This is a genomic window from Microcoleus sp. BM001215392, assembly GCF_036700185.1.
Lineage (GTDB): Bacteria > Cyanobacteriota > Cyanobacteriia > Cyanobacteriales > Microcoleaceae > Microcoleus.
Genome location: NZ_JAUBOJ010000003.1, coordinates 40,588 through 59,134 on the forward strand (window position 1 = coordinate 40,588; position 18,547 = coordinate 59,134).

9 protein-coding genes are annotated in these 18,547 nt (G+C 47.0%); 7 read left to right on the plus strand and 2 right to left on the minus strand.

The features are described 5' to 3' along the window. The first annotated feature begins 52 nt into the window (after positions 1-52). Entirely contained in the window at positions 53-9,814 is a 9,762-nt protein-coding gene (locus QT974_RS00810; protein WP_333466646.1) for a tetratricopeptide repeat protein, read from the plus strand. A 213-nt stretch (positions 9,815-10,027) separates the two neighbouring features. On the opposite strand, the gene QT974_RS00815 is transcribed toward QT974_RS00810, so the two are convergent. Then, a complete protein-coding gene (locus QT974_RS00815; protein ID WP_333466647.1) occupies positions 10,028-12,445 on the minus strand; it encodes a class I SAM-dependent methyltransferase in 2,418 nt (805 codons plus the stop codon). Between the two features lie 71 nt (positions 12,446-12,516). On the opposite strand from QT974_RS00815, the gene cobA reads away from it, so the two are divergent. The 6 genes from cobA (at position 12,517) to QT974_RS00845 (ending at position 17,661) form a co-directional block, all read left to right on the plus strand. Further along, a complete protein-coding gene (cobA, locus tag QT974_RS00820; RefSeq protein ID WP_333466648.1) occupies positions 12,517-14,073 on the plus strand; it encodes a uroporphyrinogen-III C-methyltransferase in 1,557 nt (518 codons plus the stop codon). Positions 14,074-14,231: 158 nt separating this feature from the next. Then, positions 14,232-14,423, plus strand: a complete 192-nt coding sequence (locus tag QT974_RS00825; protein ID WP_333466649.1) for a DUF2281 domain-containing protein — start codon at positions 14,232-14,234, stop codon at positions 14,421-14,423. Continuing rightward, positions 14,410-14,796 (plus strand): type II toxin-antitoxin system death-on-curing family toxin, encoded by a 387-nt coding sequence (locus tag QT974_RS00830; RefSeq protein ID WP_333466650.1) that lies wholly within the window; start codon positions 14,410-14,412, stop codon positions 14,794-14,796. The genes QT974_RS00825 and QT974_RS00830 overlap by 14 nt, the downstream gene beginning before the upstream one ends. Positions 14,797-15,027: 231 nt before the next feature. Next, positions 15,028-16,209 (plus strand): tetratricopeptide repeat-containing serine protease family protein, encoded by a 1,182-nt coding sequence (locus QT974_RS00835; RefSeq protein ID WP_333466651.1) that lies wholly within the window; start codon positions 15,028-15,030, stop codon positions 16,207-16,209. An 87-nt stretch (positions 16,210-16,296) separates the two neighbouring features. Next, positions 16,297-16,875 (plus strand): Uma2 family endonuclease, encoded by a 579-nt coding sequence (locus QT974_RS00840; protein ID WP_333466652.1) that lies wholly within the window; start codon positions 16,297-16,299, stop codon positions 16,873-16,875. 153 nt (positions 16,876-17,028) lie between these two features. Continuing rightward, the gene (locus QT974_RS00845) at positions 17,029-17,661 is read left to right on the plus strand and encodes a restriction endonuclease subunit R (RefSeq protein ID WP_333466653.1); all 633 of its coding nucleotides are present in this window, start codon (positions 17,029-17,031) and stop codon (positions 17,659-17,661) included. A gap of 145 nt (positions 17,662-17,806) precedes the next feature. Here the strand turns inward: QT974_RS00845 and QT974_RS00850 are convergent, their stop codons facing one another. Continuing rightward, on the minus strand, positions 17,807-18,391 hold the full coding sequence (locus tag QT974_RS00850) for a YdeI/OmpD-associated family protein (protein WP_333466654.1): 585 nt from the start codon (positions 18,389-18,391) through the stop codon (positions 17,807-17,809). Positions 18,392-18,547 lie beyond the last annotated feature (156 nt).

The window sequence follows — 18,547 nt, forward strand, 5'->3', positions numbered from 1 at the left end:
CAAATAAGTTAGTAATTACAAGTTAGCGAACTCCCAAACAACAAAGACAACTATGGCTTCTTCTAAGAAAAAATCACAAAAATCTGCCGTTAAAATGCGTGCTGAAGATTCTTTGAACATAGCTTGGGAATATCATCAAGCGGGGCGTTTGTTAGAAGCTGAAAATTTGTACAGGCAAATTTTGGAAACGCAGCCGGAGTCAGCAAATGTGTTGTGTTTGCTGGGAATAGCGCTGAGACAGCAGGGAAAAATTGCCTCAGCGATGGAATTTTACGATCGCGCGATCGCCCACAACCCCGATTTTGTAGAAGCACATTTAAACAAAGCTCATGTTTTGATGGATGTCGGGGAAACTCAAAGGGCGATCGCCAGTTACGAACAAGTCATCAAAATTCAGCCTAATTCGGCACTAGCATACAATAATTTGGGCTGGCTCAAACAGCACTCGGGCGAAATAGACTCGGCAATTTTATATTATCAAACAGCGCTCTCCCTCGACCCCAACTTGCTGGAAAGTGCGCACAATTTAGCAAAAATATTTACTGAAAAAAATCAATTAAACGATGCAGAAGTTAGTTACAGACAAGCCTTAAAAATAAATCCTCGATTGACATTTTCTCTGCTGGGATTGGGAAGAGTTTTGCAGCAGCAAGGTAAATTAACCGACGAAGCTTTCAACTGCTACCAGCAAGCTCTAGAACTAGAACCAAACAATCCCGATGTTCAGAACAATGTGGGAGCATTTTACCACGAACAAGGCAATACAAAAGCAGCAATATCGTATTACCGCCAAGCCTTAAGCTTAAAACCAGACTTAGTGGATGCTATTAACAACCTCGGACACGCTTTGGTAGATATAGGAGAATTTCAAGAGGCTTTTTGGTGTCACTGTCGAGCCTTGGAATTGCAGCCAGACAATGCGATCGCCCACCTGGAATTAGCTTTGACTTTGTTGTTATTTGGAGATTTTGAGCGAGGTTTTGCTGAGTACGAGTGGCGGTGGCGCACTCCCCAACTACAACCGAGGCCGTTTCAACAGCCGCTTTGGGATGGTTCGGATCTGCGGGGAAAAACTATTTTACTGCACGTCGAGCAAGGCTTCGGCGATTCGATTCAGTTTATTCGCTACGCGCCGATTCTGTGCAGCCGAGGCGCTAAAGTTATGGTGGCTTGCTATCCGGAACTGATGCGGTTGTTTGCGACAGTTGGCGGGATTAAATATTTATCAGTCTCTTTTGAGAATTTGCCAGAATTTGACTTGCAGGCTCCGCTGATGAGTTTGCCGCGAATTTTGGGGACAACTATCGAAACAATTCCTGCAAATGTTCCTTATTTAAGTCCGCCTGCTGAGTCTAAGTTTGCGCTGGCTTCTGATGCAAAGTTGAAGGTGGGGATTGTGTGGGCGGGAAGTCCGAATCGCCGCAAAGATCGCGATCGCTCTTGCAATTTGCAGGATTTTGTGGGATTTTTTGATGTGCCGGGAATTGCTTTTTATAGTTTACAAAAAAACTTGTCCCAGAACGATCGCACTTTGCTCAACCAGCACCTTGTACCGGATTTAAGCGCGCACCTGAGCGACTTTGCTGATACAGCTTCGGCGATATCTCAACTGGATTTAGTGATTGCTGTCGATACCTCTGTGGCGCACTTAGCCGGTGCTTTGGGAAAACCAGTTTGGGTGTTGCTGTCTTTTACTCCTGACTGGCGCTGGCTGCTAGAGCGCGAGGACAATCCTTGGTATCCAACTGCAAGGCTTTTCCGCCAAAAGCAGCGGGAAAGTTGGCAAGAATTGTTTCAGGAAGTACACGCGGCTTTGAGTTTATTTGCGATCGCCAATGCTGCTGCTGATTGCGAGGATTTGGCGCCAAATCATCCGCTGACAATGACTGTGAATCCTGCGGCGGGGCTCTCAATCACAGGCGCCAGTGAGAGCAAACAAAGATTTTTGACAGCGGGTGAAGCCCCCGCTAACGGCTCCGCAGTCAAGGAATTGTCGGAAGTTGAGACATTGGCGATCGCAAATTCTGTGATGTTAGAGAATTTATTGCGGCAAGCCGAACATTTAATGGAAACTGGCGAGAAAGAAGAGGCGATCGCGCTTTACGAACAAATCATCTCTCTGGAACCAAATTGCGTGCAAGCGCGGATTAATTTTGGCTTTCTCAAGCAAGAAAACGGCGAGTTAGATGCAGCTATCCCGCATTACCGAGAAGCTTTGGCGATCGATCCAAATATTCCTCAAACAGCTTACAACTTGGCAAAGATTTTTGAGGAACAAGGTAAAGTCGAAGAGGCGATCGCCCATTACGAACAAGCTCTAGTAGCCGAACCAAATTTCGTACCCGCACTGATTAATTTAGCGGTGGCGCTGCAAGAAAAGGGCGAGCAGTTAAGGGCGATGGATCTCTATCGGCGGGCGCTAGAAATTCAGCCGCATAGCTGGGAAGCATACAACAATCTGGGAACAGTGCTGCAACAACAGGGCAATTTAGAAGCGGCGCTGGAATATTATCACAAAGCTCTGGAGTTGCTGCCGGATTTTGTGGAAGCTATCAACAATTTAGGCAGGACTTTTCTGGAAAAAGGAGCGCTGGAAGATGCGATCGCCTGTTACAGGCGGGCGATTAGTTTGAGTCCGGATCATGCTAGCGCTCACCTGAATTTGTCCTTGGCTTTACTGCTGTCGGGAGATTTGGAAAATGGTCTAGCCGAATACGAATGGCGCTGGAAAATTAAAGAATTTCAAACCGGACATACTTGTTTTTTAACGGGGCAGGAAACCGCAGTTTCGGCGAGAGAATACCGGCCGCTGTGGGATGGTTCCGATTTGCACGGAAAGACTATTTTGCTGCACGCTGAACAAGGTTTGGGCGATTCGATTCAGTTTGTGCGCTATGCTGCGATGGTTAAAGCTCGAGGCGGTAGGGTAATTGTTGGCTGTTACCCGCAAGTGCAGCGTTTGTTTGCAACGGTTGAGGGGATTGATTTGCTGATAGTTAGGGGCGAGCCGCTGCCGGAATTTGACGTGCAAGTGCCGATGTTGAGTTTGCCCTACGCGATGGGTACAACACTTGACAAAATCCCCGCAACTACTGCTTATTTATCTCCACCTGCTGGTGCAGAATTTGCGCTTTTACCCGATCGCAATCTGAAAGTTGGGATTGTCTGGGCGGGAAATCCCAAACACCGCAAAAATATGCAGCGTTCTTGCAGTTTAAGTCAGTTTCTACCGCTTTTGGACGTGGCGGGGGTAACTTTTTACAGCTTGCAAAAAGAGGTTCCCGAGATCGATCGCGCTTTGTTGGATCGAACGCCGATCGTCGATTTGAGCCCGCATTTTGGCGATTTGGCCGATACTGCTGCTGCGATCGCCAAACTCGATTTGGTGATTGCTGTCGATACGGCCCTCGCCCATTTGGCGGGGGCTTTGGGCAAGCCGGTCTGGATTTTGCTAGCGTTTTCGCCGGATTGGCGGTGGTTGTTGGAGCGCGAGGACAGTCCTTGGTATCCGACGGCGCGGCTGTTCCGCCAGAAAAAGCGGGGCGATTGGGAACCTGTTTTCGCTCGCGTGGCGCAAGCTTTGGGGAGCCTGGTTGCGCCACCGAGAGCGCCGTCTGAGGCGGCGGATGCAGAGTTTCGCTCGGGCCGGGATTTGCAGCAGCAGGGAAATTTTGGCGGTGCGATCGACTGTTACGAGCGGGCGATCGCGATCGATCCGAATTACGCCGCCGCCCACAGCAATTTAGGCGTGGTTAAACAGCAAAGCGGGCAATTGACAGAGGCGATCGCGCACTACCGTCAAGCTCTCGCCATCGATCGGCATTTGGGCGAAACTGCGAGCAATTTGGGCAGCGCCCTAGCGGAAGCAGGGGACACAGCAGGGGCGATCGCCCAATACGAGCGGGCGCTGTCTTTGAACCCGAATTGCGCCGAAGCGCTGGTGAATTTGGGCGTGCTGCGCTCCGAGCAAGGGGAAATTGAGGAGGCTGTAAAGCTTTACCAGCAGGCAATTGAGCTAAATCCAAATTGCGCGGCGGCTTATTTAAATTTGGGAATTGTGCAGGAGGAACAAGGACAGGAAGTGCAAGCGATCGCGAATTACGAGCTGGCGATCGCGAATTACGAACAAGCGCTCCATCGCGAGCCGAATTATTTTCACGCCTTGCACAACTTAGCCTACGCCTCGATCCGGCAGGGCAAAATTGCTCGCGCCATCGAATTTTACGATCGCGCTCTGGCCGTAGGGCCGAATTTAGCAGCATCTGCGATCGCTTTGGGGAATTCGCTGCAACAGCAAGACAAGTTAGATGAGGCTGTGGCCGTTTTCCAGCAAGCGATTGGGAAGTTTCCAAATCATGCAGCAGTTCGCTGGTATCTGGCAATTGTCCTGCACAAACAGGGGAAAATCGAAGATGCGATCGCCTGCTACCAGCAAGTTTTGAGCCTGCAACCCGACTTTCCAGCAGCTTGGAACAATCTGGCTAAAGCTTTTGAGGAAACGGGAAAAATCGCAGAGGCGATCGATTGTTACGATCGCGCCAGCGAACTCAAACCAGCCGATCTCAATAGCCTCAACAGTTCCCAAACTGCTATGCAACATCGCGGCGAGTTGGCCGCTGCTGTCACCTGCTACAGCCAAGCAGTAGAATTTAATATCGCCACCCCGGAAGCTCATCTAAATTTAGGTTTAGCATTGCTGCTGGCGGGAGATTTGCAGCGCGGTTTTTCCGAGTACGAATGGCGGCTGCTGGTTGAACAAAAACAGTTTCCCCAACACAGCTTTCACCAGCCTGTTTGGGACGGCAAAGATTTAGCAGGAAAAACAATTTTGGTTTGCCCAGAACAGGGCTTGGGCGATGCAATTCAGTTTGTGCGCTACGTAGAGTTAGTCAAGCAAAAAGGCGGCAAGGTAATTTTTTGGTGTTTGCCGCACTTAGAGCGGTTGTTTGCTCAAGTTTCGGGAATCGATATGTTAATTGTCAGCCCCGAAGCTGCACCAGATTTTCAAGTGTGCGCGCAGCTATTGAGTTTGCCCTATCTGCTGGGAACAACTTTAGAAACAATCCCAGCAAAAGTTCCTTATTTAGCTCCGCCGCCCGATTTAAAATGTTATTTACCTAAAAATCATCAATTTAAAGTGGGAATTGTTTGGTCGGGAAATCCCAAACATTCACAAAATAAGGTGCGCTCGTTACCGTTAAATTTGTTTTCAAAACTGTTAGAGATTCCCGGAGCAGAATTTTACAGTTTGCAAAAGGAAATGACCGCAGACGATCGCGCTTTGTTAGACCAATTGCCGATCGCAGATTTAAGCTCTCATTTGCACGACATGGCGGATACTGCGGCGGCGATTTTGGCTTTGGATTTAGTGATTTCTGTAGATACTTCTGTAGCGCACTTGGCCGGTGCTTTGGGTAAACCGGTGTGGGTGGCGCTGTGTTTTGTGCCGGATTGGCGGTGGATGTTGGAGGGCGAAGACAGTCCTTGGTATCCGACGGCACGGCTGTTTCGCCAGCCCCAGCGGGGCGATTGGGAAGCAGTTTTAGCACGAGTTTCGTTGGCGCTGACTGAAAAAATATCCCAGCATCAAGCCGCTTTACCCCCCGCAGCCACTCAGTCGAATCTGGAACTAGCTAAGAAACAGTTTGAACGCGGAAATCTGCTGAAATCCCAAGGAAAATTAATCGAGGCGATCGCGTATTTTAAGAATGCTTTGGTTTTGCAGCCAGATTCGATCGAGTCGGCTACTAATTTAGCAGTGACGCTGCACCAAACAGGCGATTTAGCCGAAGCTGCTGTCTATTATCAGCGCGCGATCGAAATCGACCCCAACAGCCCTCAAGGGCAAAATAACTTGGGAATTTTGCAGCAAGATAGCGGAAATACCGCCGAGGCTGTGATTTGCTTTCAAAAGGCGATCGCCCTAAATCCGCTTTACGTCAAAGCTCTCAACAACATCGGCGCCACACTCCAGCAGCAGGGAGAGCTCTCAAGTGCGATCGCCTATTTTCAGCAAGCACTTTCCATCAATGCCAATTACGTGTCAGCGCTGTTAAATTTGGGCGTAGCGATGCAAGCAAAATCTCAGCCAGAAGACGCCGAACGGCTTTACCAGCGAGCGATTGCAGCAGAGCCAAACAATCCCAAAACCTACTATCAGCTCGGTAATTTATACTTAGAAATGGGGCGAATAGAACAGGCAGTTGATAATTTGGAGCTAGCCATATTGTGGCAACCAAACTATGTAGAAGCCCTGACCAACTTAGGCAGTGCTTGCGAACAAATAGGAGACGCAAACAAAGCTACTTCCTGTTACAATCGAGCCTTAGAAATTGATAAAAACTGTGTGAAAGCTCGCTTCAATTTAAGCTTAATTTTGCTGTTATCTGGGGACTTGGCGCGCGGTTTAGCCGAATACGAGTCGCGCTGGCAAACTGAACAAGCGAAAAACTTACCGCGGTTGCATTTTGAGCAACCGATTTGGGACGGTTCAGATTTGAACGGGCAAACTATTTTGCTCCGCTGCGAACAAGGTTTGGGCGATGCCATTCAATTTGTGCGCTACGCAGCAATTGTGCAGCAAAAAGGTGGCAAAGTCATCATTTCTTGCTATCAAGAATTGCAGCGCTTGTTCAAGCAGATTCCCGGCATCGAACAAGTGGCGGTGCGGATGGAAGAATTGCCCGATTTTCAAGTGCAAGCACCGCTGATGAGTTTGCCGCACATTCTGGGGACAAATTTAGAAAACATACCCGCAAATGTTCCTTATCTGACGCCGCCGGCTGGCGGGGATTTTGCGCTTAATTCCCCTCAAACTTTCAAAGTAGGGATGGTTTGGGCGGGAAGTTCGGAACATTTGAAGGATTTTGTGCGATCGCTCGATTTAAGCTATTTCCTCAAGTTGTTAGATATTCCCGGCGTAAGTTTTTACAGCCTTCAGAAACAAGTTTCGGCTCCCGATCTTAGTTTGTTAACTCAAACGCCCGTAATAGATTTGAGCCACAAGTTAAACGATTTTGCCGATACCGCAGCCCTGATCTCGCAACTAGATTTAGTCATTTGTGCCGATACTGCTGTCGCCCATTTAGCTGGTGCTTTGGGTAAACCCGTATGGATTTTGCTGTGTTTTATGCCAGATTGGCGGTGGATGTTGCAGCGCGAAGACAGCCCCTGGTATCCCACGGCGCGGCTGTTTCGCCAGGAAAAATCGGGTGATTGGGATGGAGTGTGCGATCGCGTAAAAACTGCCTTGCAAGAATTAACAACCTCGTTTTTTGCAAGGAAAGAGCTACAACCCCCAAGCGCGATCGTTCCCCACGCACTAACCGAAATTGACATACAGTTTCACATAGCAAATGCCTTGCGAACAAAAGGTCAAAAAGCAGACGCCGCCGCGCGCTACGAACAAGTAATCGCCGCCTCGCCCACCCACGCCGGAGCCCACAGTTATTTAGGTTATTACAAACAGGAAAACGGACAAATAGCCGCAGCAATTTGGCACTACCAACAAGCCCTAAAAACAAATCCCCATCTCGGCGAAACGAATTTGTATTTAGGTAGCGCCCTCGAAGAACAAGGAAAATTTGCTGATGCCATCGACTGCTATACTAAAGCAATTCAACTATGTCCAGAATCACCAGAAGCGCACCTGAGACTAGCCTTAGCTTTGCTATTAACTGGGAATTTTGAACAGGGCTTTCGGGAGTACGAATCGCGCTGGAAAACTCAAGAATTGGAACCGAGATTTTTCGCGCAACCGCTGTGGGACGGTTCAGATTTACAGGGAAAAACAATTTTGCTGCACCCAGAACAAGGTTTGGGCGATACCATTCAGTTTGTCCGCTACGCATCTTTAGTCAAACAAAAAGGTGGCACAGTTGTTGTGGCTTGTCATGTCTTGCTCAAGCCTTTATTTGAAGGTATCGCCGGAGTCGATCGCGTAGTAGTGCGCCCCACTGAGTGCGTGGATTTTGACGTGCAAGCACCGCTGTTAAGTTTGCCACGAATTTTGGCAACGACTTTAGAAAATATACCTGCAAATATTCCTTATTTAGCTGCGCCGCCGGATGCAAAAGTTACTCTAGAATCCAACAAACTAAAAGTAGGCATTGTCTGGGCGGGCGGCCCGCTCCACCGCAAGAATCGCGATCGCTCTTGCAAATTCACCGAGTTTGTGAATTTTTTAGATGTTGCGGGAGTCAGTGTTTACAGCCTTCAGAAAGATTTGTCGGCGGGCGATCGCGCTTTGTTAAACCAACAACCGCAAATTAGAGATTTGAGCGAACATTGCATCAATTTTGCCGACACCGCGGCGATTGTTTCGCAACTCGATTTAGTAATTTGCGTAGATACTTCTATTGCTCATTTGGCTGGTGCTTTAGGCAAACCGGTCTGGATTTTGCTGTCTTTCGTCCCCGATTGGCGCTGGATGTTGGAGCGCGAAGACAGTCCTTGGTATCCCGCTGCACGGTTGTTTAGGCAGCAAAAACCGGGTGATTGGGTAGGCGTGGGCGATCGTATCAAAGCAGCCCTAGAACAGCTAATTTCTACTTCCGGGCCTCGTTCCCAGGCTGTTATTGGTAACGCATATCCAGAGGCTGGGCCTCAAAATCCCCTCCCAGAAACCCCACCCCAAATAACCGGAATCGGAATTAGTTGGCCAGTCAGCATCACCAGCGGCTGGGGAATTTACGGCATGAATTTAACACTGCAACTGCTGCGAAATCCCGCCTGGGAAGTTGCACTTTTAGCACCCCCATCCATCGCTTCAGAATCCATCAATCCGCTGCACAAATCGCTGTTATTACCTGCAATAGAAAAACAGAAAGATTTTCAGGAATTAGTAACCGCGAATTCCGACAAACAGATTACCTGCAACTTTCCCGTACTTTATGCTTTAGGGAATAATTTAGCATCCTCGGGAGTCGAAAACCAAATTACCAGCGCTTGTCAAGTCGGAGTCATCTTTTTTGAAGATACGCGCATCTCTGCCGCCGCCCTAGAAAAAGCCAAAAAATACAGCGCCATTGTCGCCGGTTCCCACTGGAATGCCGATGTTTTGAGAAGCTGCGGCTTGGCTAATGTGGCGATGGTAAACCAAGGAATTGACCCGGCAATTTTCCATCCTGCACCCAAATCTAATCTATTTGGCGATCGCTTCGTCATCTTCTCCGGCGGCAAACTCGAATATCGCAAAGGACAAGACATTATAATTGCCGCTTTCAAGCGATTTCGCGCCAAACATCCCGAAGCTTTATTACTCACAACCTGGCACAACTTCTGGCCTCAATATATGCTAGGAATCGAACAAACCGGAAATGTTGCGGGACTTCCCAATATCAACCGCGACGGAAGTTTAGGAATTTCGCAATGGTTGGCGGCTAACGGTTTGCCGGTTGACTCTTTTATCGACATCGGCTTAATTCCCAATCACCTCGCCGGACAAATTTTGCGAGAAGCCGACTGCGCTGTTTTCACCAACCGCTGCGAAGGCGGTACTAACCTAGTGGCGATGGAAAGTATGGCCTGCGGAATTCCCACTATTTTATCAGCAAATACCGGGCATTTAGACTTGATTTACAGCAACATTTGCTATCCTTTATCGCATCAGGAACGAGTTAAACCGACTGCTCATTTTCCCGGTGTAGAAGGTTGGGGAGAATCGGATGTTGAGGAAGTTGTCGAGGCTTTGGAGCAAGTTTATACTAATCGCGAAGCAGCCAAAAATCGAGGTTTAGCTGCGGCTAATTTCATGATCGATTGGACTTGGGAAAAACAAGTTAAGCGCTTTCTTGATGTTGTTAACGAGCTTTAGATCGGCTATTCTGTATGTGATATCAATTCCGGTTGCATCGTCAGGTGATTTAACCTTTCTAGAACGCAGAGAACACAGAGGAAGAGAAAAGAGAGACGAATAATTCCGATGAAGAGTGGATTTGATATGATATCAAGCATCACAAAATAATTAAACTCTTGTGGGGCTGGCCGGAGATCCCGCCCCAAATATGCAATTTAACTGCGCAAAAGTTTATTTCAACTTTTGAAACCAGACTCCTGTTTCATCAATAGTATGCAGAGAAAATGACTCACCTTTCATCTTCTCAAAATCGTGCACTGCTTGCTTGCAGCCTTCCCAATGTCCGTAATCATCAACCTGAATCAAACCATTAGCAATCACGCTGTCATAAAGCGTATTAAAGATATCCATTGTGGACTCGTACCAATCGCCGTCAGCGTGCAGAAATGCAATACTTCCGATTGCTGACTTGTATTGGGGTAAAGTCTCAGCAAACAATCCCTTAACTGGTACCACAATATCTGTAACTTGCAGCAACTGACAGATTTTATCTAAATTTTCACTAATCGCAGCTTTGAGAGTTCCTTCGCCAAAATTGGTGAGATTTGCAGGTATTCCCTGATGTTTATCAATCTCAGTAGGTGCGGGCATTCCTTCAAACGTATCAAAAGCATACAGCACTCGCGGACGGCGGCTGTAATGTTTAATTACAAATGCAATTAACGCTGCTGAACCGCCTTTACAAGTTCCGCATTCGACAAAATTTCCCGGCAAATCTTCCACACATATTTGTTTTGCCAAACAATACAAAGAAAACAGTCTCGATTCGCTCAGCAGCGTGTAGGGGCGCACAATTGACAATATATTTTTAAAGTTTGCAGGAGAAGTTTGCAGTGACGATTTGCTGCTGTCAATAATTGTCTGCCAATCTCGCTGTTGTAGCGCTGGAAATTGCTGTGTTGGCACAACCGAAATACTGCTGACGGAATAACCTTGCAAATGTGCTGGTAATTGCCAAAAAATATTAGGATCTGGTTGATGTTTTACAGGCGCGACATTTCCCCGCCAAGCTGCACCCATAATTTGCATTGTTTGATATATTATTGTTTGCCATCCCCTTTGCTTCAAGTAATCTAAACCTTGAGCAACATCGGGCGCATTTAAATCGTGAAATAAAATTATTGCATCTTCCTCAGCAAATTGTTCGCAAACAATTGCGTCATTTAACGGGCCCGGCGCTCCGTGTTCTCCGTCAATAAAAATTAGCGACCATTTGCGGTTAAATTGATTTGCTAATTCCTCTACTCTTTGGGGGCTGTAACCGGGTATTAGCTCGACGGTAGTTTGCACGCCAGACGCATTGAGAGCGCCTTGAATTGAATCGATGACGCTTTGTCTGATGTCCTCTCTTTCTAACAGCGGATCGACGACATCTAATGCAACTCCGGCGAGGGCTAAGTGACAGGCTGACCAACCCAGCCAGCAACCTATTTCTAGTGCTTTTTTACCTGCAAATTGCAGGGCTGTATTGTAAAGGATGTGTGCTTCGTCGCGGCTGAGAAATCCTACTGAACTCGCACGGCTATCGACATACCAATTGTGCGGGATTTCTCGGCGCAGGTAAGGCCAGGGACAAGTATTAGTGTCGCCTACAATCATGTTGGGAAAGTAGGCATCTGGGAGGATAATTTTCAATCCGGGCGACACGTAGTCTCCGCCCGGCAATAAAGTATTGTTTGTGATTTCAGATTGTGGTTGTATTGTTTTTAACTGTGGAGATACTGGGGGTTGTATCGGTTGGTAGCGGAGACTAATTTCTACTTGATTCCCGTCGGTTGTTGCTAATTTTACTAAGTCGTGCTTGTGACCGGTGATGTGCAGAATGCCGATCGCCCCGTGCGGCAAATACGGCTCCACAAAACAGGCTTGCTGCTTGTCCCAAACGGGCAAACCGAAGTTGCAGCTCCAGTTACAGCTAGCGGGCAGCATCTCTGTGCGATCGAACATTTCAGTGCCGTAAACCAACCGATTTAAAGCTATTTGGTCAGTCATCAAAGAAACGTGCCGCTGCAAGCCCTGTTCTAAATATTCCGCCCAAAGTTCCCAGTGCGGCGCGTCTTTGTGCAGCGCGAAAATACCTGCATTGATGGTTGGGTAACTGTGCAACTGTTTTGCCACTTCGTCGCCAAAAACTGCTTGATAATCGCGGTAAACAAATTCCCAGTACCAAGGCAATTTGCCGTAAGCTAAATAATAGCCTCTATCCAATTCTGGAACAACTGCCAAACCACGTTTTTGGGCTCCTTTCACAAAAATTTCAACACTTGTCCAATCTTGCACCCAAGCATCGGCATCTATCCACAGGTAGATTTCAAAATTGGGAAAGTAGCGGCGCAGAAACGGACGCGCTAAAAGTCCTTTGAGATAGTCAGCCGCTTCATTTTTGCCGGGAAAGTCAAACTCCCAATCCGGTTTTTCAATAAAATTAACTTGTGTTTCCAGCCATTGCAACTGTTCCGAAGTACAGCCGAGATCGAAAAAGCCGATCGCCACATTTTCACTCTCTGATTTTTCCCGCACCGATAAAATAGTGCCTCGCACCAGTTCAAAGTAATTTGCATCGGCAGCCGTAATGATGATAATCTGCATAATAAGTTCGATAGAAGTCGGAAGAAGGAAGAATGTTTATACAGCATAAAGTATACTATTGAGGATGACTTATGAAAAACCCAACAGGAAAAGTTTATCTAGTCGGTGCGGGGCCGGGGGATTGTAACTTGATGACAGTGCGATCGCACCAACTGCTATCCCAAGCCGAAGTCTTAATCTACGACGCCCTCATCGACATCCCGCAACTCGCATTAATTCCAGCAACTTGTCGAAAAATCGAAGTTGGCAAACGCGGCGGTCAACCTTCCGCCCAGCAACAAGAAATTAACCGATTGCTGGTAGAACATTGCCAGCTAGGCAAACAAGTAGTTCGGCTCAAAAGCGGCGATCCATTTATTTTTGGTCGCTCTAGTTCTGAAATTCAAGCATTAATTGCAGCGGGGTGCAAGTTTGAAGTAATCCCCGGAATATCATCAGCATTAGCAGCTCCTTTACTAGCAGGGATTCCCCTCACAGATCCGGTGATGAGCCGCTGTTTTGCGGTGATGAGCGCCCACGAACCGGATGCGCTGGAATGGGAAGCTTTAGTGCGGATTGAAACTTTAGTCATATTGATGGGAGGACGCAATTTAAGCGAGATCATTTGGCAACTGCAAAAACACGGACGATCGCCCGAAACACCGATCGCCATTATCCGAGATTGCGGCCGCCCCGAACAGCTTATTTGGATCGGCACTCTCTCCAACATTCTACAGCAAACAGCCGGTGAATCTCTATCGCCTTGCGCGATCGTCATTGGGGAAGTAGTTAGATTGCGCGAATATTTAATCGAGCCTGAAAACAGCAACACCAGCGGGAATCACAGCCAATTGCCGCTATCGGGAAAAACCATTTTAGTCACCCGCGCAGCTTCTCAGTCGGGTCAATTTAGCGATCGACTCCAGCAACTCGGTGCCCGCGCGATCGAAATGCCAGCATTGGTAATTGGTGCGCCTTCGAGTTGGGAACCGTTAGACAGCGCGATCGTCCAAATGTCAAGCTTTCACTGGTTAATTTTCAGTTCCCACAACGCCGTAGACTGGTTTTTTCAGCGATTAGAAGCCAAAGGCAAAGACGCCCGCAGCTTGTTTGGCATTAAAATCGCAGTAGTGGGGAAAAAGACAGCAGAGAGTTTGCGATCGCACTCGCTACAACCCGACTTTATCCCCCCCAACTTTATCGCCGATTCCCTAGTCGAAAACTTCCCCGACAATTTGGAAAACTGCAAAATCCTATTTCCCAGAGTAGAAAGCGGCGGAAGAGAAGTTTTAGTTAAAGAATTCACCGCCAAAGGTGCGCAAGTAATCGAAGTACCAGCGTACCAATCTTGCTGTCCCGAAACAATCGATCCGATCGCCCTAACAGCACTCCAAAATCAAGCCATAGATATCATAACTTTTGCCAGTTCCAAAACCGTACATAACTTTTGCCACCTGATCGAAAAAACTCCCGAATTCTGCTTGTCTCAGGATTGGCTAGAAAGCGTTTGCATCGCCTCCATCGGCCCGGAAACCTCCAAAAGCTGCCTAAATTTATTGGGCAAGTTAGACGTAGAAGCCACAGAATACACATTAGATGGATTGACTGAGGCGATTATTCAATGGGCAACAAAACAGCAAAATTTGTAACTTTACTTTACTCTTCAGTCTGCGGAGGCAGACGAAAGTTTGTGTAGACGCGGTTTCAACCGCCGAGTTTTACCTGTCAACTGTCCACTGAATGAAGGGTAGCCCTTGATCATCTGCTCTGCAAGTTGTAAAATGGTGTAAAATAACTAGGAGGAAACATGACCGCAAAAGACCAACTTCTCCAAGAACTCGACCAAGTACCAGAACCTCTGTTGAAAGAAGTGCTTGAGTTTGTACTAGCCCTCAAAGCAAAAAATCCTGAAAAATCAGATAAAAGTGATGTTTGGAACGCTTATCTAGAATCTAAAAAAGAACGAGAGGAGGTTTACCGTCGCCTTGCAAACTCCTAAATTTATTTCCATAGATGAAGTATTAGAACTTCATGAAGACCAAATTTATAGCTTTGGCGGCACTTCCGGCGTTAGGGATGAAGGCTTGTTAGAGTCAGCTTTGGCTCAACCTCAAGCAACTTTTGGCGGTCAACTTTTGCATCCAACAATTAGCGAACAAGCTGCCGCCTATCTCTATCACCTAGCGATGAATCATCCATTTATTGATGGAAATAAAAGAACCGCTTTTGCCGTGGCAGATACATTTTTGCGTGTGAATGGCTGCACTCTAAATTTGACGGACGATCGAGCATATGATTTAGTCATGCAAGTCGCACGGGGAACGATGACTAAAGAAGAATTAAGCACCGAGTTGGAGTCATGTATTGTTTAGTTTTATTAACAAGTAACTCGCTCGACATACGTTGAAATTAGGAAAATGCGCAGTGCGCACCCTACAAGTGACTGTAGACCTAGCAAATCGCGGAACAAAATAGCGAGTAAAATTATCAGTAAAGAACAAAGCCGATCGCCCCAAGCGTCAAAACACTAATCAACCTAAAAACAAAAAAATCCCAAACCACCAGCAGCTAACCGCCCTACCCAACTACCAATTAGCAATACCATGAATAGAAACTTTTCTCGTTTCGACACCCTCGCCACCTTGCTAGCAGGAACCACCGCAGCCTTAACCATAGTCATCAGCCAACCCGCGATCGCCAAAACTCCCCAAGAAGTCGCCAGTATTGCCGGGCCGCTGACAGTACAAATTAACAGTTCCCTAGGAGACGGTTCTGGGGTAATTATTGCTAAAAACGGCAAAACTTACACAGTTTTAACAGTCAATCACGTCGTAGAAAAAGCAGACGTGAAATACACCGTTCGCACCTCGATCGGCAAAAACTATCAAGCCACCGCAGTCACCCGCTTGCAAACAGCAACAACAGACGCCGATTTAGCCGTCGTCAAATTTGAAAGTCCCGAAGAATATCCAGTGGCGACGATCGCCGATTCCGACGCGGCCGTCATCGGCACTCAAATCTTCGTTTACGGCTATCCCGCTACGGGCGGACTCTTCGGCGCCGAACGAGAACCAGAACTGTCTCCCGGACTCGTTACCAGCCGCCCGCGCAACCGCCCCGAAGGTTACAATTTGCGTTATCAGGCAGTAACTTGGAGCGGTATGAGCGGCGGGCCGGTGTTCGACTCCGAAGGCCGAGTCATCGGTTTACACGGACAAGGGGAATTCGGTTTTGCTCAAACCAGTTCCGGCGAAGTCGCCCCGATTAAAACCGGATTTAACGCAGCAGTTCCGATCAATACATTTATCGCGAAGCTACTGGCGGCGGGAATGAACAAATCCGAGTTGAAAGTAGACAATACTCCCCCAACCGTCGGCCCGGTATCCACCGCCAATCCGCTAGACGCCCAATCCTATTATTTTCGAGGACTTTCTCGGTTAGATCGAGGAGATGCTTGGGAGGCGATCGCCGATTTCAACAAAGCACTCGCTTTCAAGCCCAAGAACACCCCAGAATTGCATTTCAATATTGGTAATGCGCGCACGCTGATCTCCGTCATGCCCGACCCCACCCGCGGTTCCACGGCTATTCAAGCATACACGCTGGCGATCGCAACCAACCCCGGTTTTGCCGACGCCTACTACAACCGAGCCTTAGCTTACCTGGCGACAGAAGACAAACCCAAAGCAATTGCCGACTTTCAAAAAGCAGCAGAACTTTACAAGCAAGGCGGCAGAACCAGCGCCTATCAAGACGCCCTCAACCGCATCAAACAATTGCAGTAGAATTAGAATTTAAGAATTAAGAATTAAAAATGAATAATCCCATTTTTAGTTCTTAATCTAGTTCATACAAACAGCAGGTAAATAATCATGACTGCGATCACATTAAATCTCAATTCCATTGTGAAACTAACTTCCGAACAGTTTTATCAACTGTGTGAAGAACACCGCGATTTACAATTAGAGCGCAACGCCAACGGAGAATTAATCGTCATGCCGCCAACCGGAGGAGAAACAGGGAAACGCAACTTAACAGCAGGCGCTCTACTCTGGATCTGGAACGACCAAACCGAACTCGGTGAAGCCTTTGATTCCTCCACAGGATTTACTCTTCCCAATGGTGCAAACCGCTCTCCTGATGCGTCTTGGGTCGAAAAATCGCGGTGGGAAGCTTTGACATCGGAACAAAAAGACAAATTTATCCCCTTATGTCCTGATTTTGTCATCGAGTTTCTTTCTCCGAGTGACAGATTGATAAAGACTCAGGAAAAAATGCAAGAATATATGGATAATGGCTGCCGTTTGGGTTGGCTGATTAACCGTAAAAAACGCGAAGTAGAAATTTATCGCCCCGGCCAACCAGTTGAAGTTTTACAATCTCCTCTCACCCTTTCTGGGGAAGATGTTTTGCCGGGATTTGTGCTGAATTTGCAAAAAATTTGGAATTAGTAATATCAAACTATAACTTCGCCTATCTTCGGTTCGATCGTTCGGACTTTAGTCCTCATCAAAGAAGGACTGAAGTCCTCACGCTCGATCCAATTTGATTGTACATAAAATTGATATAATTGTCAATATTTATAAAATTAAGGCTAGCGAATTATGGTTCAAACTATTCAAGCTAAAAATGTCACGCTAGCAGAATTAAAAACACTTTTCAACCTGCAACTTGTCACAGACGACCAATTTTTCCCTGAATGGCAAGACGAGTTGCCAGAAATCACCGACTTTCAGAAACGACAGCTAGATCAGATTCAAGCGGGTTACTTCAACTTGCTAGAGTATCCGCCGCTGCTGGAAAAAACCATCAGTTTGTCGATCGTCTCTCCGCTGTTATTTGCTGGCGAATTTTACCTGCACCCATTTTATATTAAACCGGAAAAATCTGTCGAAATTTCCGAAGAAGATGAAGGCGTAATTATTAAAGGCAGCCTCGACACTTTAGTTTTAAAAGACCAATTGTGGCTGATGGTAATCGAATCGAAACGAGTTTCGTTTTCCATCGAAGCGGGGCTGGCGCAAATCTTAGCTTATATGCTGGCAAATCCCAATCGCGACCAACCCAGTTACGGCATGATTGCTACAGGTGGCAGTTTCATCTTTGTCAAATTAGTCAACGGAGAATCACCGCGATATGCCACATCTGATTTATTTGGAATTAGCAATCGTACCAATAATCTACACGATGTACTCCGCATCCTCAAACGCTTGAGTCAGATAGCTGCTAACAATTAGTCATCAGTCATACCATATCACGTCCGGTCAATTAGCATAACAAAAAAGGTTCGTAGTACGCCCGAAAGTCCGCTCTTTTCTCAAGACTAAAGTCCGAACGATCGAACCTTAGGTATTAGTCATTCGCAAGGTTGAGCAGCCATCATCAGCGAATCAAGGGATTTTTGTTTTGTGCGATCGCAAATATCGTTTTCTCGATTCTACTCAATCTCGTCTCTGGGCGTTTAGCACTTTGAATCCAAAATAAAATATTTTTTTTAGTTGTTTTGTTGAATCTTGCAAAGTTGCTGTTTGCAGTATCATCTGTTTCTAAAGCTTCTTTTAAATCTGCTGGAATCACTAATGCTTCAATCAAATCTAAACTTGTCCATGAGCCATCTTGTTTAGCTGCTATAATTTTTTCTAACCCAGCTTCGGTCATCTGCCCCTCAGCAATTAATTCTTCGATATATTGCTTGTTCAATGTTGACCAGACACTTTTGGGTTTTCGAGGCGTAAAGATTTGTCGGTAACTTTCTGCATCCAAGGATTTGACTTTGCTGTCAATCCAGCCAAAGCAAAGCGCCTCTTTGACTGCTTCGCTGTACAGCACGCTTGGTTTGCCACTTTTGACTTTGTAGTAAACCAGCCAAACTCCGATCGCCTTTCCAGAGTTTTGATCCAACCACTGCCGCCAGCAGGCGCGATCGCTAGCATAAACCATATCGAGTTGGTCTTCAAATTTCGGCATAACAGCAAAGAGATTTAACCAAAACTATCTTACCAAGGCGAACCAATCATCGTAAAAGCCGCCCAATAATAAGGATGCGACAAATTACGATCGCCCCTAGCGGCCAACTCCGGCGGCAAAGGCAGAGCTTGATTGTTGCCCGATCGTACCAAATAA

Coding starts and splice junctions, on each gene's coding strand:
- QT974_RS00845 (WP_333466653.1), top strand. CDS start 17,029: ATGGTTCAAACTATTCAAGCTAAAAATGTCACGCTAGCAGAATTAAAA.
- QT974_RS00850 (WP_333466654.1), bottom strand. CDS start 18,391: ATGCCGAAATTTGAAGACCAACTCGATATGGTTTATGCTAGCGATCGC.
- QT974_RS00825 (WP_333466649.1), top strand. CDS start 14,232: ATGACCGCAAAAGACCAACTTCTCCAAGAACTCGACCAAGTACCAGAA.
- QT974_RS00815 (WP_333466647.1), bottom strand. CDS start 12,445: ATGCAGATTATCATCATTACGGCTGCCGATGCAAATTACTTTGAACTG.
- QT974_RS00810 (WP_333466646.1), top strand. CDS start 53: ATGGCTTCTTCTAAGAAAAAATCACAAAAATCTGCCGTTAAAATGCGT.
- cobA (WP_333466648.1), top strand. CDS start 12,517: ATGAAAAACCCAACAGGAAAAGTTTATCTAGTCGGTGCGGGGCCGGGG.
- QT974_RS00835 (WP_333466651.1), top strand. CDS start 15,028: ATGAATAGAAACTTTTCTCGTTTCGACACCCTCGCCACCTTGCTAGCA.
- QT974_RS00840 (WP_333466652.1), top strand. CDS start 16,297: ATGACTGCGATCACATTAAATCTCAATTCCATTGTGAAACTAACTTCC.